General features: G+C 39.7%; 19 protein-coding genes and 3 tRNA genes. 8 read left to right on the top strand and 14 right to left on the bottom strand.

All coding sequences use genetic code 11. From position 1 onward, the window contains the following. On the top strand, nucleotides 1-2478 hold a 2478-nt coding region (locus AC2JBO_RS14685; protein ID WP_496954389.1), incomplete at its 5' end, for a zinc-dependent metalloprotease. Nucleotides 2479-2522: 44 nt separating this feature from the next. On the opposite strand, the gene AC2JBO_RS14680 is transcribed toward AC2JBO_RS14685, so the two are convergent. Continuing rightward, entirely contained in the window at nucleotides 2523-3620 is a 1098-nt protein-coding gene (locus tag AC2JBO_RS14680) for a WD40 repeat domain-containing protein (RefSeq protein WP_496954388.1), read from the bottom strand. 190 nt (nucleotides 3621-3810) lie between these two features. Here AC2JBO_RS14680 and AC2JBO_RS14675 point away from each other — a divergent pair, with 190 nt between their 5' ends. Continuing rightward, entirely contained in the window at nucleotides 3811-4179 is a 369-nt protein-coding gene (locus AC2JBO_RS14675; RefSeq protein WP_496954387.1) for a hypothetical protein, read from the top strand. 98 nt (nucleotides 4180-4277) lie between these two features. Here AC2JBO_RS14675 and AC2JBO_RS14670 read toward each other — a convergent pair whose 3' ends face one another. Both AC2JBO_RS14670 and AC2JBO_RS14665 read right to left on the bottom strand, forming a co-directional pair. Beyond that, nucleotides 4278-5282 carry a DUF1517 domain-containing protein gene (locus AC2JBO_RS14670; RefSeq protein WP_496954386.1) on the bottom strand — a complete coding sequence of 335 codons (1005 nt, stop codon included), beginning with the start codon at nucleotides 5280-5282 and terminating at the stop codon, nucleotides 4278-4280. 387 nt (nucleotides 5283-5669) lie between these two features. Beyond that, on the bottom strand, nucleotides 5670-6047 hold the full coding sequence (locus tag AC2JBO_RS14665) for a DUF4359 domain-containing protein (protein ID WP_496954385.1): 378 nt from the start codon (nucleotides 6045-6047) through the stop codon (nucleotides 5670-5672). 114 nt (nucleotides 6048-6161) lie between these two features. On the opposite strand from AC2JBO_RS14665, the gene AC2JBO_RS14660 reads away from it, so the two are divergent. Together AC2JBO_RS14660 and AC2JBO_RS14655 are read left to right on the top strand one after the other, a co-directional pair. After that, a tRNA-His gene (locus tag AC2JBO_RS14660) sits at nucleotides 6162-6234 on the top strand. Nucleotides 6235-6924: 690 nt separating this feature from the next. Next, nucleotides 6925-9342 (top strand): sucrose synthase, encoded by a 2418-nt coding sequence (locus tag AC2JBO_RS14655; RefSeq protein ID WP_496954384.1) that lies wholly within the window; start codon nucleotides 6925-6927, stop codon nucleotides 9340-9342. Nucleotides 9343-9657: 315 nt separating this feature from the next. Here AC2JBO_RS14655 and AC2JBO_RS14650 read toward each other — a convergent pair whose 3' ends face one another. The 4 genes from AC2JBO_RS14650 to murA form a co-directional block, all read right to left on the bottom strand. Further along, nucleotides 9658-10248, bottom strand: coding sequence for a peptidoglycan-binding domain-containing protein (locus AC2JBO_RS14650; protein WP_496954383.1), 591 nt, complete (start codon nucleotides 10246-10248; stop codon nucleotides 9658-9660). A 235-nt stretch (nucleotides 10249-10483) separates the two neighbouring features. After that, a tRNA-Leu gene (locus AC2JBO_RS14645) sits at nucleotides 10484-10568 on the bottom strand. Continuing rightward, nucleotides 10547-11425 carry a M48 family metallopeptidase gene (locus AC2JBO_RS14640; RefSeq protein WP_496954382.1) on the bottom strand — a complete coding sequence of 293 codons (879 nt, stop codon included), beginning with the start codon at nucleotides 11423-11425 and terminating at the stop codon, nucleotides 10547-10549. Before AC2JBO_RS14640 ends, AC2JBO_RS14645 begins: the two co-directional genes overlap by 22 nt. Before the next feature lie 168 nt (nucleotides 11426-11593). Continuing rightward, nucleotides 11594-12982 carry a UDP-N-acetylglucosamine 1-carboxyvinyltransferase gene (murA, locus tag AC2JBO_RS14635; protein ID WP_496954381.1) on the bottom strand — a complete coding sequence of 463 codons (1389 nt, stop codon included), beginning with the start codon at nucleotides 12980-12982 and terminating at the stop codon, nucleotides 11594-11596. Between the two features lie 179 nt (nucleotides 12983-13161). Between murA and AC2JBO_RS14630 the strand changes: the two genes are divergently transcribed. Both AC2JBO_RS14630 and AC2JBO_RS14625 read left to right on the top strand, forming a co-directional pair. After that, nucleotides 13162-13243 (top strand) — tRNA-Leu (locus AC2JBO_RS14630). Nucleotides 13244-13320: 77 nt separating this feature from the next. Then, nucleotides 13321-14106 (top strand): TrmH family RNA methyltransferase, encoded by a 786-nt coding sequence (locus tag AC2JBO_RS14625; RefSeq protein WP_496954380.1) that lies wholly within the window; start codon nucleotides 13321-13323, stop codon nucleotides 14104-14106. Nucleotides 14107-14120: 14 nt separating this feature from the next. Here AC2JBO_RS14625 and AC2JBO_RS14620 read toward each other — a convergent pair whose 3' ends face one another. The 4 genes from AC2JBO_RS14620 to AC2JBO_RS14605 all read right to left on the bottom strand — a co-directional run bounded on the left by AC2JBO_RS14620 (nucleotide 14121) and on the right by AC2JBO_RS14605 (nucleotide 17062). Next, nucleotides 14121-14366, bottom strand: coding sequence for a hypothetical protein (locus AC2JBO_RS14620; RefSeq protein ID WP_496954379.1), 246 nt, complete (start codon nucleotides 14364-14366; stop codon nucleotides 14121-14123). A gap of 116 nt (nucleotides 14367-14482) precedes the next feature. Further along, nucleotides 14483-15418: a GTPase Era gene (gene era / locus AC2JBO_RS14615; protein WP_496954390.1), complete on the bottom strand. Its 936-nt coding sequence runs from the start codon at nucleotides 15416-15418 to the stop codon at nucleotides 14483-14485. A gap of 128 nt (nucleotides 15419-15546) precedes the next feature. Beyond that, nucleotides 15547-16698, bottom strand: a complete 1152-nt coding sequence (locus tag AC2JBO_RS14610) for a succinylglutamate desuccinylase/aspartoacylase family protein (RefSeq protein WP_496954378.1) — start codon at nucleotides 16696-16698, stop codon at nucleotides 15547-15549. A 19-nt stretch (nucleotides 16699-16717) separates the two neighbouring features. Then, on the bottom strand, nucleotides 16718-17062 hold the full coding sequence (locus AC2JBO_RS14605; protein ID WP_496954377.1) for a hypothetical protein: 345 nt from the start codon (nucleotides 17060-17062) through the stop codon (nucleotides 16718-16720). A 313-nt stretch (nucleotides 17063-17375) separates the two neighbouring features. On the opposite strand from AC2JBO_RS14605, the gene AC2JBO_RS14600 reads away from it, so the two are divergent. Then, nucleotides 17376-17513, top strand: a complete 138-nt coding sequence (locus tag AC2JBO_RS14600; protein ID WP_496954376.1) for a hypothetical protein — start codon at nucleotides 17376-17378, stop codon at nucleotides 17511-17513. 130 nt (nucleotides 17514-17643) lie between these two features. Here AC2JBO_RS14600 and AC2JBO_RS14595 read toward each other — a convergent pair whose 3' ends face one another. Together AC2JBO_RS14595 and AC2JBO_RS14590 are read right to left on the bottom strand one after the other, a co-directional pair. After that, nucleotides 17644-18315 (bottom strand): PEP-CTERM sorting domain-containing protein, encoded by a 672-nt coding sequence (locus tag AC2JBO_RS14595; RefSeq protein WP_496954375.1) that lies wholly within the window; start codon nucleotides 18313-18315, stop codon nucleotides 17644-17646. A gap of 752 nt (nucleotides 18316-19067) precedes the next feature. Continuing rightward, nucleotides 19068-19706 (bottom strand): histidine phosphatase family protein, encoded by a 639-nt coding sequence (locus AC2JBO_RS14590; RefSeq protein WP_496954374.1) that lies wholly within the window; start codon nucleotides 19704-19706, stop codon nucleotides 19068-19070. A gap of 551 nt (nucleotides 19707-20257) precedes the next feature. Here AC2JBO_RS14590 and AC2JBO_RS14585 point away from each other — a divergent pair. After that, the gene (locus tag AC2JBO_RS14585) at nucleotides 20258-21634 is read left to right on the top strand and encodes a carotenoid oxygenase family protein (protein ID WP_496954373.1); all 1377 of its coding nucleotides are present in this window, start codon (nucleotides 20258-20260) and stop codon (nucleotides 21632-21634) included. Nucleotides 21635-21845: 211 nt separating this feature from the next. Here the strand turns inward: AC2JBO_RS14585 and AC2JBO_RS14580 are convergent, their stop codons facing one another. Beyond that, on the bottom strand, nucleotides 21846-23993 hold the full coding sequence (locus tag AC2JBO_RS14580; RefSeq protein WP_496954372.1) for a protein kinase domain-containing protein: 2148 nt from the start codon (nucleotides 23991-23993) through the stop codon (nucleotides 21846-21848). Nucleotides 23994-24037: the final 44 nt, after the last annotated feature.

Here is a 24037-nt window from a genome sequence, read left to right as displayed (position 1 = left end):
AATTTTATGGCAACCGCTACGCTGGAGTCCGGTATCGGGGAAGGTGGAATTTACAGCGGAATGCCTCTGCAAGACTTCTTATTTTACTTCAAGCGGGTAAATAATAACTTACAGTTCGTTGTTCGTAATGTTAATTTTCGCACCCGTGAAGGCGACCCACAAGCTCGCTCACTCGCGCGTTCGTTTAGCGATTCGGTTCTTTATAATATCTCACTTAAAAGTATTCATCCAGAACGCAAAACGCTTTTGATAGACTTGGGAGACATATTATTAACCGATGTATCGGGGTTATCGGCGAGCATAGGGGTTGCAGCTGGTGGCGACCAGTCGTATTTTGGAAATGCCAAAGCTTTTCCACAAAACCTGGAAATCGAATCAATTATGAACTTTGTTGGGGGTAGTGGTAATACTCGCGGTAAAGAACTCGGACTGCCAAATTTTGATACCCTAGCTGACAGTCGTGGGTTTACATTACGAGTTCACTACAGCTTATCGCAGCTACCTGAGAATAATTATCGTCCTCGTTTAGCTGACGAACGTGTTGGTTATTTCGTTACAGCGTACCAAGATTTATCCAGCGATGAGCGCAACGACCCATTTGTTCGCTATATCAACCGTTGGAACTTAGAAAAGCGAGACCCCAATGCTTTAATCTCACCACCCAAAAAGCCAATTGTTTTCTGGATAGATAACGCAGTTCCCCTTGAGTACCGTGATGCTATTCGGGACGGTGTTTTGATGTGGAACCAAGCGTTTGAGAAAGCAGGATTTAAGGATGCGATTCAGGTCAAGCAAATGCCTGATAATGCAACTTGGGACCCTGCTGATATTCGCTACAATACAATTCGCTGGATTAACACGGTTGATGGATATTTCGCAATGGGTCCATCTCGTGTCAACCCACTGAATGGTGAAATTTTGGATGCGGATATTCTAGTTGATGCTAGTTTTGTACGCGCGTTAAAAAACGACTATCGGCAAATCGTTCAACCCAACTCTGTACAAAACAGAACTTCGATATCAGCGTTGATGCAAAACCGTATGTTGTGTAGCAACGGACTCGAAGCTAGAGCTTTTGGAAATAAAACTACACCTCAAGACTCTTCCAGTTTTCTTAATCGCATTTCTCATCTTGCTGGTGAATACGATTTATGCTATGGAATGGAAGCAGTGAATCAGTTCGCTTTTGGCAAAATGGCAATGACGATGTTACCTGGCGCCATTTCAACGAGCGAACAAGTCAAGACGTATATTAATCAATATCTACGATTAATTATTGCTCATGAAGTTGGGCATACTTTAGGCTTGCGGCATAATTTTCGTGGCAGTACAATGCTGAAACCCGAAGAAATGAACGATACCGAAATTACCCACAAACGTGGTTTAACGACATCGCTAATGGATTATATTCCTCCAAATATAGCTCCTAAAGGCACCAAACAAGGCGATTACTTTCCCACTATGGTTGGACCCTATGACGAATGGGTTATTAAATATGGATATACGCCAATTCCAGCCACAACAACAACCACTGAAAAGCCATTTCTTGAGACAATAGCTAAAGAATCGAGCAAACCTGAGTATAGCTACGCAACCGACGAGGACATGTTCGACCTCGACCCAACAGTCAACGCTTGGGACAACAGTGGCAACGTACTGCTTTATTCACAATGGCAACTTGATAACTCTCGTCAACTATGGGATTTAATCAACAAGCGTTATCCTTCAGATGATGAAGGTTACAGCCAAATCAGCGAGCAGTTTGGTACTGTTTTGGGTAACTACTTCCAAAATATTTTCTTTACCACCAAATATATAGGTGGTCAATCTTTTTACCGTGTCCGTGCGAACGACGGTGATAAACGCTTACCATTCCAACCCGTTCCTGTTGAAAAACAGCGACAAGCTCTAGCAACTTTACAAAAATACGTTTTTGCCGAAGATGCTTTCAACTTCCCACCGGAACTTTTAAACAAACTAGCACCTTCTCGCTGGCGCCACTGGGGAACAAGAACGCGCGTAGGCAGATTAGATTATCCCATACACGATTTGGTACTGTTTATCCAAACATCGGTATTAGTTGACTTATTATCAGGAGACCGTCTCTCACGTCTTAAGGATATTGAACTCAAATCAGTATCCGATAAAGCACTGACAATACCTGAACTATTTGATACTTTACAGGATGGAATTTGGACAGAAGTAGTCAAGTCAAAAAATCGAGAAATCAAAATTTCAAGCTTACGACGCGGCATACAACGTCAATACTTGGAACTTCTAACCTCAATGGTACTGCGTAAAGAAAAAGACTCTGCAAGAGTTCCTGAAGACGCGCGCACCATAGCCTGGTATAAGTTAAAACAGCTTGATGAGAAACTCAAATCTGTTGACTCAAAAGACGAGTATACCAAAGCACACATCTTAGAAACGCGCGACAGAATCGAAAAAGTCCTCAGCGCGCGAATTCAATCAAACTAAAATAGTTAAAAGTGCGCTCGTGCGCACTCATTACTCAGCACTACTTACTCACTCTTCCACAAATAGACTCGCTTATCGAACCCACCTGTAGCAAGAGTTTGACCGTCGGGACTAAATGCGACTGCACTTACCCAATCTGTATGAGCATATAAACTAGTTACTAATTCACCTGTGCTTAAATTCCAAATTTTGACTCCATCACGTCCCGCACTAGCTAAAATTTCGCCATTTGGATGCAGCGCAACTGCGTTTACCCAGTCGTTATGTCCGGTTAATGTTCGCTCAAGTTTTGCTACGTTGAGGTTCCACAGTTTTACGGTACGGTCACGACTTGCGCTGATTAATGTTTGTCCGTTTTGACCGAATGTCAAGCTACTAACTGTATCAGAATGTGCAATATACGCGCGGATAACTTTACCTGTACTCAAATTCCATAGCTTGATAACTCCTTTGCTGTCACCACTTGCTAAAGTTTGACCGTCAGGACTAATTGCTAAGGAGAAAATTAAATTATCATATTTTACTAAAGTCGCTAATGGGCGCCGTTGTAATAAGTCCCATACACGAATACCATCAATCGCACCGCTAACCAGTAGTTTACTATCAGGTGTGACTGCAAGTGATAGGACATTAGTAGTGTGATCTACAAAAGAGCGTAAAAATTCGTTGTTTCTTAAGTTCCAAATATTAATACTCGCGTCATTACTACAGCTAATTAAATTTTGTCCATCTGGTGAAATTACTAGTGACTCTACCGCTGTTTTGTGCGCGCGGTCAATAATTCCCTTTTTCCTTCCTTTTAGAACATCCCATAGGTAGATATGACCATCGTCGTTGCCACCACCACTCGCTAAAACTCGACCCTCTGGACTAAAAGCAAGCGATTTAACGCTTCCTGAATGTGCCATGAGAGTATATAGTAATTGCGGATTGACAAATCTACCTGTTATTTGTGTTTGGGGAGTATTTATTATAGTAGGTGTAGCAGGAGCATTTTTGCTTGCCAATCCTTGTAATTGAGAAAAGTAAAGAATAATAGCCGTTACACAGCAAAGTATTATTAGTTTACTTAGTTTACGCTTGCTCCTCACTGTTGTTCCTCTTTCAATATACGTAGCCATAACTTCAAGTATATTTCTCATTTGAGCTATACTCATGCGTGCAAAAGTACTACATAGGTTGATATAGAGGTATTTATATTAATACTGCTTAACTTTAAAAATAAATTATAAACAAACACCCATTGAATACTGATTTCAAAAAATTATAAATTAATCGAATAAGTAATAGTAAAAAAATATCAAATTAATCAAAGATTTTATATTGCGATTCATGAGTGATGTTTTTTTATCATTGGGTTTGGAAAAAGTTGTTATGTCCCCCACAATCATCTCAAAATTAGGTAATGGTGTTAGCGATAGTCGGCACTTTGTTGAAATAGTTTATGTTGCACTCGTGCAATTTTTGGATCAACGTCCCACAGTTAATAATAATCCACCTGTGCTACGAACTGTTAGCATGGTTTTACGCGGCGCCATACCACTTAAAGAACCATATAAAGTAGGAGAAACTAAATCCGAGAAAAGAAAGTTGGAAGAAAAACGAAATGCAATTGAACTGGATGCTAGAATGGCAACCGAAGTTACTGAAATTATGCGCCGACTTTTAACAGAAGAACTCGTGCAAGCAAAGTCAGCATAATTGTTTCCATACAAAATAATGTAGAGACGCATTCACGGAGTGTACCGTAGGTCAATTTTGCGTCTCTACACAATGTGGTTACAGATTGTAAGTGTGTATTACACTAATTTCAAATCAGCGTATTCTGCCAGTAGGTCATCTGATGTTAGAGTGTCACCAGGCGCCTGGGGAGTCCACAGCACTTCAATAGCTAATAATCTGTCGCTACTCACGCTACCTATTTGACGTAGTGCTTGACGTAATTCATCGACACCATTAATAGCTGGCATCTCGTATTTACCAAGTGTAGCTGCCAAGAGTGTTACTATTATATATTCTCCAGGGCCTTCGCTAAATAAACGTGTGGGATTGTCAAGTTCACCGGAAGAAGGTAAAGCATCTTGACGCGCGATGTTTCCCTTGAGTTGGTTGTTGACGTTCGATAAAGTTTCTTCAGTAAACTTACTGCGTTCTGCTAATGCCAAACGGTTAAATTCTGCTTCTGCGGAGTTTAAACGTGCTTGTTGTGTACTGCCACCTGCATATACCCAATATTCAGGATGACGAAGTAATGCTAAACTTGCTTCTTGTAATACTTCTGCACGTCCTGCGTCTGTATTGGTGTCCGCTGTTTCCGCTATCCGGTTTAGTTCTGTTTGTAAACCACGCGCTGAAGCGAGTAATCCAACTTGTAATTTCGTTACTGATACGGTTGGGTTAGGAGTATTGACTTCTTCATAAGATGAGTCACCACCACTACCAACACGACGGAAAGCTTTAACTATAAAATTAGCAACGGCAAAGAATACCAAAATGCTTAGTAAAGAACCGAATCCTCCACCAATTCCCCAAAATGGTAACAGGAAGGGGAATCCAAATCCACCACCTGGATACGGTGCATAATAACCACCACCATATCCACCACCTGGAGGTGCATAAGTGCGAGAACCACCACTATAAGGACGACCGCTGCTTGGCATTCTAAAAGAACCACCACCAATTCTACCGCCACTACCTGCTGCATAGGCGCCATCGACTTGACTAAATGCCAAACCGAACACTAAACATAGCAAGAGTAAAGATTTTAAAAGTGGTTTAATAGTTTGCTGTACTTTTTTACGCATAACACATTCCTGATTTTTTGCTATCGGATTATTTCGTTATATTATTCCAACCGTTGGTAGGAGTGTTGCGCTTGTTTCAGAGGCGCCGACCGAGAACGAGTTGTTTAACTAGCCCGTCCTTTTATAATTTACCGTCTTTTACTAAGTGACAACAGCGAACTACAGACGGATTTCCGGAGCGAGATAACCGAACATATGTATATATAGTCAGCAATATAAGTTTCTAAATAAGGGGTCAAACCCCTTGGCATATCTAACTTCTTGAGCATACAATGATGCTTGCTTATAACCTGATAACACTTGGCGCCAGTTTTTGCACCGTATTCGCTGGCGCTTTTATTATATTTATTCCAAGTTAAGAATAGAGAAAGTTTTGGATAACGTACCTTAATTCTGCTGTGCGCTGTAGGTGTAAAACTTATCGAAGGCGCCTACCGTTTCAAATTTATAAGAAGGTACCCAGTCATTTACCTTCAATTCAGTACGGTAAATACTGAAAATCATAAAATCCTGTCTGTCGGTACTCGCAGCAATGAGATCACGTATTTGCGGACTAGCCGTATCCACAATCTTATCACATTGATTATGAATAAGTTTTTCTAATATGCCTAGACTTTTCTTACACACGTTAGACTTAAGATAGCTCGAAAGCTCTTTCACAGCATACTGTTGGTACAAAGTTTCGTTAGGGTTACTTTTTACCATCGCTGCTGCCAATAAAGATAGCGTTACAACTCCCACACCTGTAATAATCGCTGATTTCATGCTCTTAGATTAGTTATTAGCTATAATTATCAGACTTAGAATACAAGTAGTCCGTTCCTTTTGAACTTCTCTTGATCTTTTTATTATTTTTGTGTTATAGTGTCTTATGACATGGCGAGCGTGGCCAAGTGGTTAAGGCAGTGGTTTGTGGTACCACCATTCGTGGGTTCAAGTCCCATCGTTCGCCCTTAATTATACAACAAAACAAATAACAATGAACTGTATAGGATTACAAGTTTACAATTCTGTACAGCTTTATAGTTATATGTTGTTTTTTTTGCTGCAAGGTCATCTGTTGGTATAAAATCAATATAATCACGATTAGTATCTAAATAATACCTAGAAGATAAATCACCGTGATTCCGCAAAAGACCATTAATAATGTAGTAGATACGTTAGGAATATTATGGTCTTGAAAAATTGCTTTTTCTTCGTTATTAGTCATATCTATCCCCTTTAATATTTATCACTCAAATGCTGCAATTATAGTTACATCGGCGCCCGTCGTGGAACCTAAATTATTTAAAACTTGACTTAAGTTTACTATTGTTCAAATTGGTTGAAATCGGTTAATGCCTTACCTACGTATATTTCAAAAATCAAATAGAAACCCTATAGTTAATAAATCTTAATTAAATGTATATTAACTATATATATATTTTTTCTCAACAATACCTTTGAATTAATGAACCGCAAATCTTGTTGACGCTTCAATGATTTATCTCTTTAGTTAGAGTAAAAAGTAGTTTTAGTTATTGTAAGTATGATTTTGAGCGAAGCAATATAAACAAGAAACAAAGAAATAAAACTAATATTTTCTCGTGATTTTGCCAAAAATTGCTTCAATAAGGTCAATAATCAAATTTGTAGGTATATTATGTCAGAATTGTTGCAAGCAGTCCTTAACGGTGATGAAAAAAATGATTTGCGTTCGTTGATGAGTGAATTACGTTCGTATGATAAGCGTTATTTACTGCGGAACGACATATTAAGCTTATACGATACTTTTTGTCAAAAAAATCAAAAAAATATACATTATCAAAGTTCACATTTAAGTAAGTTAATTTACTACACTCAAGAAATTATTCAGGAAGACTCAAATCTTTGTTTTATCATTCGTTCCAAAATAGCGAGTCAGAAGGTTTACTTACTGACATCAGATTTGCGTATCGAAACAATGACCGTACAGCAACTTTTGGATATGCGTGACCGTTTGGTTAACCGCTATCATGCAAACGAAGGAGACTTATTAGAAATTGATTTTGGTCCATTTTACGATTATTCACCTACTATCCGCGACCCTAAGAATATTGGTAAAGGTGTTCAGTTTCTCAACCGTTACCTTTCGAGTAAACTTTTTGCCGACCCGAAACAATGGCAAGAAAGCTTGTTTAATTTCCTGCGTCTACATCAATATCGTGGTATCCAATTACTAATCAACGCGCGTATTCAGTCGCAGCAGCATCTCTCAGAAAAAATTAAAGCAGCTATTGCCTTTGTAAGCAACCTAAGTGAAGATGAACCATATGAGAATTTTAGTTTAGACTTGCAAACTATGGGGTTTGAACCAGGTTGGGGAAATACCGCTGCACGAGTTCTCGAAACACTTAACATTTTAGACGAATTGATCGACTCGCCGGCGCCTCAAACGCTGGAAACCTTCATTTCACGTATCCCAATAATATTCAATATTGTATTGGTATCACCTCATGGATGGTTTGGACAAGAAGGAGTATTGGGAAGACCAGATACAGGAGGTCAAGTTGTCTACGTACTCGACCAAGCTAAAACTCTGGAAACGCAACTCGAAGAAGATTGTTATTTAGCAGGACTAGGTACACTAAACGTACAACCAAAGGTAATTATCCTCTCACGTTTAATTCCCAATAACGACGGTACACTATGTAACCAGCGTCTCGAAAAAGTCTACGGTACTCAAAACGCTTGGATATTACGAGTCCCGTTCCGTGAATTTAACCCAAATATGACGCAAAATTGGATATCTCGGTTTGAAATTTGGTCGTATTTGGAAACTTACGCTATTGATGCAGAACGAGAATTATTAGCAGAATTTCAAGGTAGACCAGGTTTAATAGTCGGTAATTATTCGGATGGTAACTTGGTTGCTTTCTTACTTTCACGTCGGATGAAAGTGACTCAGTGTAATATTGCACACGCTTTAGAAAAGTCTAAATATCTGTTCAGTAATCTTTACTGGCAAGATTTAGAAGACAAGTATCATTTTTCAATGCAGTTCACAGCTGACTTACTGGCAATGAACGCTGCCGACTTTGTTATTAGCAGTACATATCAAGAAATTGTTGGTACTCCAGATAGCGTTGGTCAGTACGAGTCGTACAAATGTTTTACAATGCCAGAATTATATCATGTGGTAAACGGAATTGAATTATTTAGTCCTAAATTCAACGTTGTTCCACCAGGAGTAAACGAGAGTTACTACTTTCCTTATACTCGTGACTCTGAGAGAGTTGAAAATGATAGACAGCGACTCGAAGAAATGCTGTTTACTCTCGAAGACTCATCGCTTATATATGGAAAACTTGATGACCCTAATAAACGTCCTATTTTCTCAATGGCACGTCTCGACCGTATCAAAAATCTTGCAGGTTTGGCTGAATGTTTTGGAAAAAGTCAAGAATTGCAAGAACACTGTAATTTAATTTTAATTGCAGGTAAACTGCGGGTTGAAGAGTCGGGTGATAATGAAGAACGTGACGAGATAGTTAAACTTTATCAAATAATTGATGAATATAACCTTCATGGTAAAATTCGCTGGTTAGGTGTGCGACTTTCCAAGACTGACTCTGGCGAAATTTATCGTGTTATTGCCGACCATAAAGGCATTTTTGTTCAACCTGCGTTATTTGAAGCTTTTGGTCTGACAATATTAGAAGCAATGATTACAGGAATGCCAACTTTTGCAACGCAGTTTGGTGGACCTTTGGAAATCATTCAAGATAAAGTCAACGGTTTTTACATTAACCCGACTAACTTAGAGGAAACAGCGAGTAAAATTTACGATTTTGTCAGTAAATGCCAAATAAACCCTAATTATTGGGATGAAATCTCCACGCACGGTATTGAGCGAGTATACAGTACCTACACATGGAAAATCCATACTACTAAATTACTTTCTCTCGCGCGTATATATGGTTTCTGGAATTTTACATCTCAAGAAAACCGCGAAGACTTGCTACGTTATATCGAAGCTTTGTTTCACCTCATTTACAAACCTCGCGCGCAACAGTTGCTAGAGCAGCATAAATATAGGTAGATGGCAACGGATGATTTCAGGATGTAACGGATAGTTGATTTTAAACTGTAAGGTGGAATGGCACTGACTTAAGCATTTTGAGGCGCCAACGTGCATTGGGTAGGGTGCGTGAAAGCTATTACTATCAAGCAATTTAACGCCAAATACAGTGCTTTCACGCACCATTAATACGTTAAGTAAGCAACATTCAACTGTAGGGTGCGTGACGCTAGCAGCATTGCGCTTCGTTTTAAAATTTTAGTAGCGTCACGCACCCTACTTTTGTTTATAACCAATAATTTACCCGTTACATCTGTTGTATCCGTTGCAAACCAATTACTTAGTTAATTCATTCCAAGTGTTTTGTCCAACAATTCCATCCACAACTAGATTACGCCGATTTTGAAACGACTTGACGGCAACCTCAGTCAAGGCGCCAAAAAAACCATCTACCTCTATACTATAACCATTAGATGCTAGTAGTTTTTGTAAAACTCGCACTGTAATTCCGGAGTTGCCAAACTCAACTGTTGGAATTACATTACTTCTTCTTTGGTTTATTGTTCCTACCATAGAATTAGTGTCAGCATCTGCAATTATTTCTCTTTGTGCAATAAACACCGATGCTGACTGTAAGTCCGGTTCCAAATTACTTGATAATTTTTTAGAAACAACTTTAGCCAGAAAATCACTTAATATTTTTCTAACGTCTTTTTTAAGTGAAAATACAGGTAAAGCAAAAGTATCATCAAACTGCAAAAATTCAGGTGGAGTAACTTGAAGTGTTGCATTTGAATTAAGTAAATACGCTGATGATTTTTGATAGAAGTCGTTTTCGTGCTGAACCAAAAGCTGTTGTGGCAAATTTGAAGCAACTTTTTGCCCAACTTCTAATACGCTTGTCATCAGCAGCCCAATATCGCTCATTATATATTGTTTTACTACCTCACATTTCCATTGACATAAAAAAGTGTGTCAGTCCGGAAAAGTACGCACTCACAGTTAAAAATTCATATATACATCATAAAAGCCTACAAGATTACACTAATTCTGTAGTGATTATTACTTGAACAAAAAAAAGACGTATTAATTTACGCCTTTTCAATAAATATTTTCCAAATTTTACATTTGCCAGCTTAACTTTAAGTCATAACTTAAACTATGGGCGAGGAGAGAATCGAACTCTCACGCCTTTACAGGGCGGCAGATTTTGAGTCTGCTGCGTCTACCAGTTTCGCCACCCGCCCAGGTGTGCAACCTCATTATTATAATCTACCTTCGTATGATTTTGCAATAGTTTTTGATATTCTTTGCTAGAAGACCAGCGGTCGATTTCGCGAGCGCGCAGTACGGGAACTGGGTGAGTAAGTTGAGCGGTGCGAGCAGCTTTGACAGTTTCTCCGATTTCGGTTTTACTGATATCATCGTAGGCGCGCGCTTGAGCGATAAAAGCATCAAGATTAAGTTGTGGCGCCAACTTTGGGGAACCACCAGCAAGTTTCATCAGTACGGACATCACAACTTTAGGGTCACCTGTTGCTAACAATGCTGCACGGTCACAGGTAAATTCAGCACATCGTACCCACTCTAGAAGCTGCGCTTGTATCGCTTGGGCAAGAAAGGCGCCAACTGTAGGAACAACAGCAGCTGCTAGTATAAGTATATTAATGGGAGTTAAATAAACGCTGTGGTCACACTTAAGGTGTCCTAACTCGTGAGCTATAACTGCCTGAATTTCTTGAGGGGTAAGCATATCAATTAACGAAGTATGAACAACAATGAATGGTTGTTTACCTCGCATTGCAAAAGTATAAGCGTTTGGCGCCGGATGTTGTCGAATATAAAGTTGTGGTGGTTCGATATCGAGCATTTTGCAAGCGTCTACCAGGAGTTGATGCAATTCTGGGAGTTGGTTTTCTCCAACTAAGACGCTTGAGGCGATATTTTCAACATAGAAAACCTGTTCAGCCAGAGGTCCGAGAAGATTACGCACTATCATATCAAGTCCTGGTACTTGCTTCAGCGCTTTAGTTGCTTCCAGGTCAAGAGGATGGCGGAACGAGTCGGCTTTTAAACCAACTAATTGATTCTTTAATATAGACATAGCAAGCTAGATTTCTACAAGTAGAACTTTTATTATCTTTAATGTATGTAAATATTATAGCGACTGCTCAAGCACACTTACCCAGTAATCAATAGTAATAATTTTCTTATAGTTTAAGACGCGATAGGAAGCGTCTCTACAATTGTAAAGACGCGACAAATCGTATCTTTACACTTTTAATTCAACACCAGTTTCCGAGTTGACGGCATCAGCATCAGCATCAGCTTCTGACACGCGCTTGATTTTAGCCCCGACTGAAAGTAATTTCAAATCAAGACGGTCATAACCACGGTCTAAAAACTGTAATCCCTTAATAGTTGTTTTGCCGCTAGCAGCTAACCCAGCTACAACTAAAGCAGCAGCAGCACGTAAATCAGTACCAATTACTGGCGCCCCAGATAATACAGGTACTCCTCGCACAAAAGCAATATTACCTTTGACGCGAATATCAGCTCCTAAACGGTTTAATTCCGAAGCATGGCGCAAGCGATTTTCAAATACAGTCTCATTTATTAAACTATCGCCTTCTGCTACAGCTAGCAACGCCATAAATGGAGCTTGCATATCGGTCGGGAAACCTGGGTGTGGCAACGTTTCAATATCGGCAGCTTTGAGAGAATCTGCTGGCTTGATACGCAGGCAGTCAGGTGCTTCCTCAATAATAGGAACCCCCATTTCTCGCAGTTTAGCAATAACTGGTAATAAATGTTCGGGTGCTACTGGTGACAATAATAAATCTGAACGTGTAATTGCACCTGCGGTTAAAAACGTACCCGCTTCTATTCGGTCAGGAATTACAGTGTAATCGGTTGAGTGGAGTTTGTCTACACCAACTATAGTAATAGTGCTAGTACCAGCTCCAGTAATTTTGGCGCCCATTGAATTACAGAAGTTTGCTAAATCAACTACTTCTGGTTCACGAGCGGCATTCTCGATCAAAGTTTCGCCATCAGCTAGCGTCGCTGCCATCATTAAGGTTTCGGTGGCACCAACGCTAGGAGAGTCTAGATAAATCTTGGCGCCTTTAAGCCTACGATTAGTACCGGGTACATACGCATTACAAATACCATGTTCGATTTGTACTTCTGCTCCCATTGCTTGTAGACCCCGAACATGTAAGTCTACAGGTCTGGCACCGATAGCACAACCACCAGGTAAAGGCATTTGGGCAACACCCAACCGCGCTAAAATCGAACCAATTGCAAAAAAGCTAGCTCGCAACTGAGTGACAAGTTCATAAGGAGCTTTGGAAGTAGCAAAGTCTCTAGCGTTAATATCCAATACTTCGCCCGAGCGCTTAATACCAACACCCAAAGCCAATAAAACCTGGCTCATGCGCTCCACATCAGCCAGCATTGGCACATTGCGAATGCGGCAATCTTCAGAACAAAGTAAAGCACCAGCCATTAACACCAGCGCTGAATTTTTTGCCCCACTGATTTTGACATGACCCTGTAAAGGATGCCCTCCCCATATTTGCAAGACTGAGGAGTCTGCTTCGGGTGACGACTTGGCATCTGATAAGCCGCTAACTAAACTGATAAGCCTACCCTCCAAAAGAAGAAGTAATATTTAGACGTTGGAAGTTGGTTAAGATTCTACAGTAAACAATTAATTTGTCCACATTTTTAGATTACATCTAGTAAAAATAATTAGCTAAAAAAACAAATACGCGCCTGATTGACAAAAAATAGTAAGTAGGCGACAATTATAGACTGTGAGTAACAAACAAGCCAGCGGAACTGGCGGAATTGGCAGACGCGCATGATTCAGGTTCATGTGCCGCAAGGCTTTCGGGTTCAAGTCCCGAGTTCCGCATCTAAATAAGTAATGAGTGCTGAGTGCTGAGTAGAAAGTAAAACTCAGCACTCAGCACTCAGCACTTTACACTATTTATGTTGACAAGTTTACAAAATCCCTTAGTAAAGCAAATTCGCAAGCTACACTCTTCTAAAGAGCGTCACAGTCAGGACTTGCTATTACTCGAAGGAACGCATTTGCTTGAAGAAGCTGATGCCGTTGATTATCCTTTGATCACTTTATGCTGCACAGAAAAATGGCTTGCAACGCATTTTGAACTGTGGGAAAAAGCTTCCCAAAAATGCGCGCGTGTGGAGGTTGTCAGTGAAGAAGTATTGAATGCATTGGCAACAACAGTACAACCAGATGGGGTTGTTACGACAGCAAAGCGGAATTATCAAAAGGAAATACCATTTTCTGGTTTAGTACTAGCATTGGAAACAGTACAAGACCCAGGAAACTTGGGTACAATTATTCGCACCGCAGCAGCAGCAGGCGCCTCTGGGTTATGGCTTAGTAAAGGAAGTGTCGATTTAGACAATCCGAAAGTCATGAGAGCAACAGCGGGGCAATGGTTCAGAGTACCAATGGCAGTAAGCGAAGATTTAAAGAACACTGTTGCAACCGCCAAAAACGCTGGTATGCAAATAGCAGCAACATTACCAGGTGCCACACAAACTTATTGGGAAATAGACTGGCGCCGCGATAGTTTAATTTTATTAGGTAACGAAGGTGCAGGGTTATCAGAAGAACTAGCGGCAATGGCGGATATACAAGTAAATATACCCCTAAGTCCAAACGTCGAATCATTAAACGTTGCCATTGCATCAGCATTACTGCTATACGAAGCAATGCGGCAGAAAAGTTTGAGAATCAGTTAAAGATAAGCTGAAATTTAGCTATACTCATCTTTTTTTTGCTTGCTCTCAAAGTATTGTTCAATGTCAGCAACAGCATCCTCCCAGGCAGCCAAGTCGATGTTGAGTTCGTCTGGGTCAGGAGTGGATGGTTGCTTTTCTTCGTGCAGCACAACTTCCTCCTCCACAAGAGAATTTTCTTGGAGAATATCCTCTAGTTCGTGAAGGGCTTTAAGAAATTCTTGGTCGGCAGCGACTCGCTGTTCTTGCTGATTTGGCTCCATCGTCTTTAAATGAGAATGGTTATAAATAAATAATTAACTACTAATTTCCTTAATTATTATTCCCACTTATACCAAAAAAGTATCAACATACATCAAAATTGACAGTGTTATTACCATTATTCCTCAATACGATACCCAAGTTCAGCTAATCGAATCCGCGACTGGCGCCATTTTGGCTGCACTTTGACAAATAGTTCGAGGTATACTTTGCCTGCAATCAGTTTTTGAATTTGTTCACGCGCGGCACTACCGATAGATTTGAGCATTGTTCCACCTTTACCAATCAAGATACCTTTTTGAGAATCACGCTCAACGTTGATTGTAGCGATAACGCGCGTAATTGCGGGTGTCTCTTCAACCTTTTCAATGGCAACAGCTACAGAGTGAGGAACTTCTTCGCGCGTTAGCAAAAGTATTTGTTCGCGAATTAATTCACCCATAATAAACCGTTCAGGCTGGTCGGTAACTAAATCAGGTGGATAGTAATAAGGTCCAGGTTCTAACTGTGCAACCAATTTTTCTTCGAGTTCTGATAGTCCTTGACCATTTTGGGCTGAAAATTTCACAGTTTGCCACCCATGTAACTCAGCCAACCGCATATAGCTTGTATCAATTGCTTCAAATGCTACGGGTTGTTCATCGATTTTGTTCAATCCTAGAATCACAGGTGTTTGACTGCGACTAACTAAGTCAGCAATATAAATATCACCAGTACCGCAACTTGTTGAAGCATCGACAACAAATAATACAACATCAACCGATTCAATGGCTATTTTGGCATTTTGTACTAAAACTTCCCCTAATTGATGATGCGGTTTATGAATTCCTGGGGTATCGACGAATATTAACTGCGCTTTGGGTGTAGTTAATATTCCCCGTAAACGATTCCGTGTTGTTTGCGCTACGGGTGAAGTTATAGCAATTTTTTGACCTACTAATTGATTCATCAAAGTAGATTTACCGACATTGGGACGACCAATAATACCGATAAATCCAGACTTAAAATCAGGAGGTGCCTGGGGAATCATCACCTCTTCTGATAATAAATACATGTCACTTTCAATACTGCTCACCGATAACTCCACCCTATTTATATTTAGATTTTTCTTGCTTCTTGGTAAACACTACTATACAATTTTAGCCTATTATTATCGTTTATATAGGCGCCTGCGTGAGGTGCTTACTTCGACAAAACCTGTCCTACCCCAATCACAAATTCACCTTCGTTAACCGCTTCATTAATAGAAATATCATAAACTAACCCCGAAGCTTGCGCGCGTATGTCTATAATTGTGGGTAACTGACCCTGCTTATTAAAACTTAATACTTTATAAATAATTTCTCCAGCCTTGACAAAACTACCCAATTTGACTCTATGTTGAATCATACCACCTGTAGGTGAATAATATTTGATAATATTACCGCGTTTTATCAACAGCATTTGATTATTTAATGTTATATTCTCAAGTAAAGCAGGCAAAACGCTACTACTGATACAGCCTTTTTGTATCAAATAATTTTGAACACCCTTAACACCTTGGGTTACAGATTCAGAAATCATTTGCATTCCTGTACCAAGTTCAAGAGTCCAAGCTTCAATATCAAACTTAATTTCTCTTCCTAAAGATTCTAAGCACCGTTCCAAAGCTAGCCAAGGTTTAATAAAAGCTTCATCAAACGCATCTCCATCGTACTCGTCTAGTAAGATGCCAAAATTTAGTAAGAAATATTCAGCACTTGGTTCACGATTATGAAAATAATAGAGGTAATTCAATCCTTGATTAGTCGAACTATGTAAATCAATTACATAATCAGCATCTAAACTCAGCGACTGTAGCAGATAGCGAAACTTTTGAGTAAAGGGAACACTACTGGAAGAATTAATTTTTTCTAAAAGTTGGGAGAATTTTTCCTTAATGATGGTTAGATAATTATGTCTGACGACCTCTATTTCCAGTAGAAGTTGAGATTCAGCAAAAGCTGCTAAATCATCAGCTTCTTTCTCATAGTCCCAGAAGATTCGGTTCCAGTCCTTAGCTTCATAGCTGCAGTAACGTCCCGGAGAGAAGTGCTGCGCGCGTTCGTTTGTTCCCATCGGGTTACAAACTGGAACCAGCCAAATTTCCCCAACCAAGTCAGTAGAATTTATTTTTAACAAAAATTCTATCAACTGGTGAATTACTGCATTACCGGAAATTTCTGCACCATGTAAGTTCGATTGAATATAAACTTTTTTACCAGATTGGGCGCCGATAAACTTATAAACTTGTAGCGACAATATATCACCTGAAGCCATATGTCGCAAAGGAATAGTCTCTATAATTGGCAGCATTAAAGATTTTTGATTACTATCAACGTGAACTAGGATATCCTGGGGCGCGAAACTCGACGGAAAAAGGTTCTACTGGTGCTTTAGATGGTGCCTGCGTATTAGGTGATTTACGATTATTATGAGCGGCGCCTTGCTTTTTGAGTTTAGTATTTGGTTTAGCCTTGGGTCGATAGCTAGAACGATGTTTAACCTTACGCTTAGACGCACGATTATAAGGATACTCCTTAAAGATGCTAGGACGAGGATTAAGTTGAGCTTCTACAGGCATATTAATTGATACACTAACACTAGTAGCTATTGTTAGCGTTGTTAGTGAAGCTAGCTTTTTAATCCAAGTTGTGCAATCAAGTACATTCATAGACATATTATGGCTTCAAGCATTCGTACACATTTATGCAAAGTCTTATTATAATTTGATATCTCATGCCTCTAGAAGTTTTTTAGGAACCCACTACTCAAACCCCATATAAAGAAAAGCCTCGCAAGAAAAACTACGAGGCTCTCAATATATCAAAAGTTAGAAGCTGGAACAGAAAAGCCAGCCTGCACTAGTACAAGTTGGCAAAAGTAAAAAGTAAAAAGCCAAAAGAAAGCCTATTTCAATACTTTTCTAACTATTTTAAATGGTAGTTTCGATTTCTGCGCCCCCTGTACTAGTTTGATCATCCATACGGCAGTTGCCTTCCGGTGCTACGCTTGGGGTTGAGTTAACTGGCAGTGGTGTGATTTGTCCACCTGTTGATGGTGATGAGGTGGGTGTTACTGGTGGTAAAGCACAAGAAGGAATAGGCAGGATTTTGAATTTACGTTTCTGATACTGATAAACTTGAATTATTAGAGAACAAACAGCACGATTTTTATCGATTGCACATCGCTAAAAACTCTGATATGGTCACTGTCTTCTTTGATGCGGTCGTAGAATTCAATTAGCGTTTTCGCTGTGAGTTATGCCTCCAATTTTAATTTTTTCTTGAGAGTCGAGCTTGCACCAAATGCACCAACAGCAAGTAATCCTAACATAGAAGCGGGTTCAGGGACTGATTTAGAATCCACCAAAAACGAAACTTGGTCTATGTGTGGTGATTTGACACTATCATTTTGATCTCCTTGGAATGCTACGGTGATATCTTCACCCCCTATAATGCTCAAATTAAATAAATTCTTAGTCCAATTTTGTCCATTCATGGCGATTTCTTGATTCAAGAGGTTGCCAGATTTTGACCCAACAACAGAAACTTTACCAGTACCACCGTCGCGACTCCATGCGTCAAAAGAAAATACCGCAGAGGTTTGAATATTGTCTAAAAGTTTAAAAGTCTGGAAAACTTTTTCGTTTTTGTCTAAGTTTGTTTCCAAGTGTTTACCAGTTCCCAGACCATCGCTGCCAATTGCAGGAGAGCCAATTTTTCCCTGATTCCACAATTCAAATTGACCATTACCAGTTGTTTGCCAGCCAGGGACATCAGTGGTTCTAGCCCAGTCGCTGCTAAAATCTGTTTGCTCAAACTCGCCATTAGTTACCATTTGCATGGATGCAGCATTCGCAGATTGCATTCCGCTAAAGCCCAAAGCAGCACCAGCCGCAGCAGCAACAACCAATTTGCCAAGTAGTTTCACGCTCTTATCTTCCTTCTATATAAAAATTGCTCGATTAAGCTAAAGGCATCTGCTTGGTAAGCATTTCGCCTCTATATCTCAGTGATAATTCAAAACTCTCATAAGAGCAATAGATATTTTGATACCAGTGCAAAAACTTCAATAAACTTTATTTGCTAAGTAAAAAAACGATGCAGTTATAATCACGTCATGAATATAAAGTATTATTTATTACTAGTTTTTTAAAAAAAAATAAGTAATAAGACGTATTGATAAAGTAATTTAAATGAAGTTTAGGCTAGGCTCTGTAGTAGCATTGCAACAGAAAACCGATTTAAGCACTGTCACACGAATACTACAAAAGTATTTATGTGCTGAAACCTTTAATCTTTCGTCAAGAGGTTACTCGGCGATTTCATTCATTGAGCTACTATAACCATCAATAAAATCCTTATAAAATAAGACTTTTAAGCTTAACCTAGTTTTCTGTTCTAATGATGCTCCTACCCCTTAAAACATTTTTGCTTGTTGTTCGGGTGTCACTCGCTTCGCTCAAATTGTTAGGGTCGATGGGGAGTATTATCTCCCCATCGACCCTAACAATTCTGAATTTTGAATTGTTGAGGCCATACCCATACCAGTATCGCTAACACGAAAAATAGTACTAGTATTCTGACGTATTTAGAACCATTGTACCAATAAACCAATCAAATATAGCCTGATTAACTATAGGTATCACAATAAGGCAATTATGCAGCGACTACCAAAAATACCTAAGTTCCAGGCAAGTTTCGCAAACGCTCGCTTTGGTGAGTACGGTCAGCTAATGTTTTTAGAAGCGGGCCATGCGATGTAAATTCGATAACACTAACTGAACCGACTGGACAACCTAAACGATAACGAAAACGGCCAACATCAATACCCATGAGGCTACATAAGATGATGCGAATAGTAGCTTTATGCGAAACAATTAATACATCACCATCTGTGTAACGCTGCTTAATTTCCTCAACAACCTGCATCGCGCGTGAAGCGATAGCTATCGCCATTTCTCCACCAGTCGGTGCATACCAAGCAGGGTCAGCAAGCCAGCGAATATAATCATCATGAAATTCAACGCTGACTATATCTGGTGTTTTTCCTTCCCACTGACCATAATTTATTTCTTTTAAACCATCGCGAAGTTCGGGCTGTAGATTAACAGCATCGCACAAAGGCTTTGCCGTCGCAATCGTTCGCCGCATTGGACTGCAAAAAATTGCTTTCCAATGGGTAGAACTGTAAGCTTCAGCAAAAACCTGTGCCATTTCGGTTCCATCAGGTGTAAGTTCTGCGTCAATGGAACCACAGTAAGAGTTACTGCGACTGCATTCAGTTTGTCCGTGACGAAGAAAGTAAAGCGTTAAAGCCATGTTATGAGTTAGGATTTATGAGTTAGGGGTTAATCCTAACGCATAGTACCATTCCCTTACTTAATTCTTCGTGTTCCGGTAAGGACAATTTTATAGTTAATTTGTTCTGGCTTTGCTTTTTGATAACAGGTATCAATTGGTATATCAGCAGCACATTTTACTTCTTTTGCTAAACTCGATTGAATGTGCTGCGAAACCTATAAGACAAGTTAAAGTAAAAGATGCTGACAAGGTAAAACAAGCCAGTAAAAACACATTGGTATTTTTGTTAAACATAATACTTTGTCACGGAATTAGGATGAAGAAAAAGTATTCCAGTTATATTTGCCACCGTCAAGTGACTTATATGACAGTTTGCATATCTTTTTCTCGTCCTTGCTTCTAAACAGGGTTTATATTATTGATATTTGGAGTATATTTATTTACCACAGAGGCGCAGAGAACACAGAGAAGAGAATAAAAGCGTAATTACTAGATTTAAGATTGATGTCAACTCAAAATCTATAAGTCAGAATATACAGAGTTTACACATCTGACTTACACACATAAATATGACAGTAACCGCAGCAAATCCTTATCTCGACGGAAATTTTGCCCCAGTAAGCGATGAAATTACTGCCGACACATTAAAAGTAATTGGTGCAATACCCCCTGAGTTATCAGGGATGTTTGTCCGCAATGGTCCTAACCCCCAATGGGCACCTATTGGTCAATATCATTGGTTTGATGGTGATGGGATGCTGCACGGTGTCCATATTAATAATGGTAAAGCGACATATCGTAACCGCTATGTCAAAACGCGCGGTTGGAAAATCGAAAATCAAGTAGGCAAAGCTGTATGGAGTGGAATGTTGGAACCTCCACAACCAAATAATCCACATGGTCCTGGTAAGAATACAGCAAATACTGCACTTGTATGGCACGCAGGTCAGCTACTTGCAACATGGGAAGGTGGGGCGCCGCACGCGATTGAGACACCTTCGTTAGATACAATTGGTGAGTATACCTATAACGGTAAGTTAGCATCTGCTTTTACGGCACATCCAAAAGTTGACCCAGTAACGGGTGAAATGATGTTTTTCGGTTATGGGTTTGCACCGCCTTACATAAAGTACAGTGTAGTATCTGCAACAGGCGAACTTTTAAGAACTGTACCCATAGATATACCAATGGCGGTAATGATGCATGATTTTGCAATTACTGAGAACTATACAATATTTATGGACTTGCCGTTAACGTTCAGTATGCAGCGAATGCAGCAAGGTCTACCTGGACTAATGTTTGAACGTGATAAACCTAGTCGCTTTGGTATTGTTCCGCGTCATGGAGATAACAGTAATATTCGTTGGTTTGAAGCTCCTGCTTGCTATATTTTTCATACCCTCAACGCTTATGAAGAAGGAGACGAAGTAGTACTTATTGCTTGTCGCATGAGTTATACAAATGTTTTAATGTCAGAAAAGACAGAGGGAGATGGAGGTGTTCCCCGCTTATATCGCTGGAAATTTAACTTAAAAACTGGAAGCGCGCGTGAGGAAATGCTCGACGATACACCAGCAGAATTTCCTCGCATTAACGAAGACCTACAAGGACGAAAAACTCGCTATGGATATAGTGGAAAATTGACTCCAAGTTCTGTACCTTTATTCGATGGTGTAGTAAAATACGATTTGGAGAAACAAACATCGCAAATACACCAATTTAAAAAAGGTTGTTACGGTGGCGAAGCAGCATTTGCACCTTCCCAAAATGACATTAAAGAAGATGAAGATAAAGGGTGGTTAATTACTTTTGTATTTGATACTAATACAGAAACTTCAGAGCTTTTAATTATCAATGCTCAAGATGTAAATAGTACACCTGTGGCGTGCGTTCTTATTCCTCAGCGCGTACCTTACGGTTTCCACGGCGCCTGGGTTTCATTGTAATATTTAGGAGGTAGGGTGTGTGAAGGCTATAAAAATTACGAAATAAAACAAAAGATATGGTAGCCTTCACGCACCGGAACAAGGAGCTAGATATTTTGAAGCGGAATAAGGAAATTATTTATAAATTAAATTAAATTAAATTAAATTAAATATGGTGCGTGACGCTACTAGATTATTCTTTTTGTTCATAATTTTTATAGCGTCACGCACCCTACGGTATAATTCTCCAAAGTTTAATCGTCCCATCTTCGCTACCACTAGCAAGTGTTTTACCATCTGTTGTGAAAGCAATAGACCAAACACGGCTGTTATGACCTTGGAGAGTACGAATTTCTTCACCTGTAAAAGGGTTCCATAATTTAATCGTTGTGTCACTACTCGCACTAGCAAGCATTGTAGAGTCAAAACTAAAGGCAACAGACCAAATTATATCGGTGTGACCTCGAAGCATTCGGTACTCTTGACCGTTTGATACACTCCAGAGTCTGATGATTTTATCTGCACCTGCTGAAGCTATCTGATTTCCATCAGGACTAAAAGCAATTTGGGTTACAGTATCGTTATGACCTTTTAAGGTACGAAACTCTTCTCCAGTAGAAACATTCCATAGCTTAATGGTTTTATCGCTACTTCCTGCTGCAATTGTTTTACCGTCAGGACTAAATGCAACTGAAGTAACTCTACTAACATGACCCCGAAGTGTACGAATTTCTTCTCCTGTGGCTATATTCCAGAGTTTAAGTGTTTTATCAGCACTACCAGTAGCAAGTGTTTTTCGGTCTGGACTAAAAGCTAGGTCTGCAATAGCGTCACTATGACCTACAAACGTGCGAATTTGTTGTCCGGTTTCAAGGTTCCACAGTTTTGCTGTTCTGTCACTGCTACCACTGGCAAGAGTTTTACCATCAGCACTGAAGGCAACTTTCATCACGCTTTGACTATGACCTTTTAGCGCGCGAATTTCTTCACCAGTATCGATACTCCACAGTTTGATAGTTTTGTCAGTACTACCGCTGGCCAAAATCTTTCTATCTTGGCTAATTGCAACAGACATTACATAACCAGAATGCGCTGGAATTGTTTGCTGCAAAAAAACGCTGCTGGGTAAACTACTAATTAAGAATGTTGGCGCCGTTGGAAATATTCTATACCGCATGTAGCCGTATACTTGTGTACCAATTAAACTTACCAGTAATACTACACTACCTAGAAATAAAGATTTTGTTCGTTTAGAATTTTGCTCAAACGCTATACGTATAGATGTAAATTTACCGACAAGTTGTGCGAACGGTGAAGGTTTGGATAATCGTCGTGATGAAAATGGACGTTGATTATTTTTTGCAGTAAATTGTGAAGAAGGCAGAGGAATTTGTGCTGATGATGAAGTGGCGCCTGTAGCGAATGAATCTAAATCCCTTTGTACTTCTTCAGCAGACTGATAGCGTTGATTGATATCTTTTTTAAGTAGTTTATCAAAAACCTCTCCTAATTCATCCGAGACTTGATAGCGAAGATACTGGCGCCATGAATTCACCCACCCATATCCGTATTCAGTCCACAACTGGAACGGTGAAACACCCGTGAGTAAATGAAAACACGTGGCGCCGAAACTAAACAAATCACTAGCTGGATACGCTTCGCCACCGTTAATTTGTTCAATCGGACTGTATCCAAACGAACCAATTGTTGTTCCAGGTTTAGATTGAACTGTAGCAGTCAACTGCTTTGAGGCGCCGAAGTCAATCAAAACTATATCACCACCACGTTTGTGTATTCCAGATGTTGAGGAGTATCCTGATGCAGATGATGCAGAACGAAAAGTAGTGTATTGAAGCAAACGACGCATGATATTTTGAGGCTTAATATCGCGGTGAATAACACCATGTTCGTGAATAAAACTGAGTACAGGTAACACGTACATAAATAATTCACGAATTTGAGCTTCACTAAAATAAGTGCGCTGTTGCAGTTCTTTAAATAAATTCTGACCCTCAATAAATTCTTGGACGAGATACAAATAATTATCTTGCTCAAAGTAAGCAAGTAACGTTGGGATTTGTGAATGTCTCCCAAGTTCTTGCAAACGTTTAGCTTCTTCCTTGAAAAGCTCAATAGCCTTATTCAAAGCCCACGTACCTTGGACTTTGGGTGCTAGTTGCTTGACGACACAGCGTTCATTCAGCTTATCAGCATCTTCTGCCAAATAGGTTTTGCCAAAACCTCCCTCATCGGAAAGTACTTTAGTAACGCGATAGTGACCTCGAAGCAATGTGGTCAGAGGTGCGCTACAACTCTGGCAATACTGATGAGTGTCAGGATTGATGGGACTAGGGCAATCTGGGTTGAGGCAGCAGAGCATCTTCACATCAACTAAGTGACATTATAGATGTTAATGATAGCGCT

The sequence above is a fragment of the Calothrix sp. CBUCES-K 9914 genome, assembly GCF_059640475.1.
Note: the sequence above shows the minus strand (reverse complement) of the source record. Positions and strands in the feature narration are given on the sequence as shown.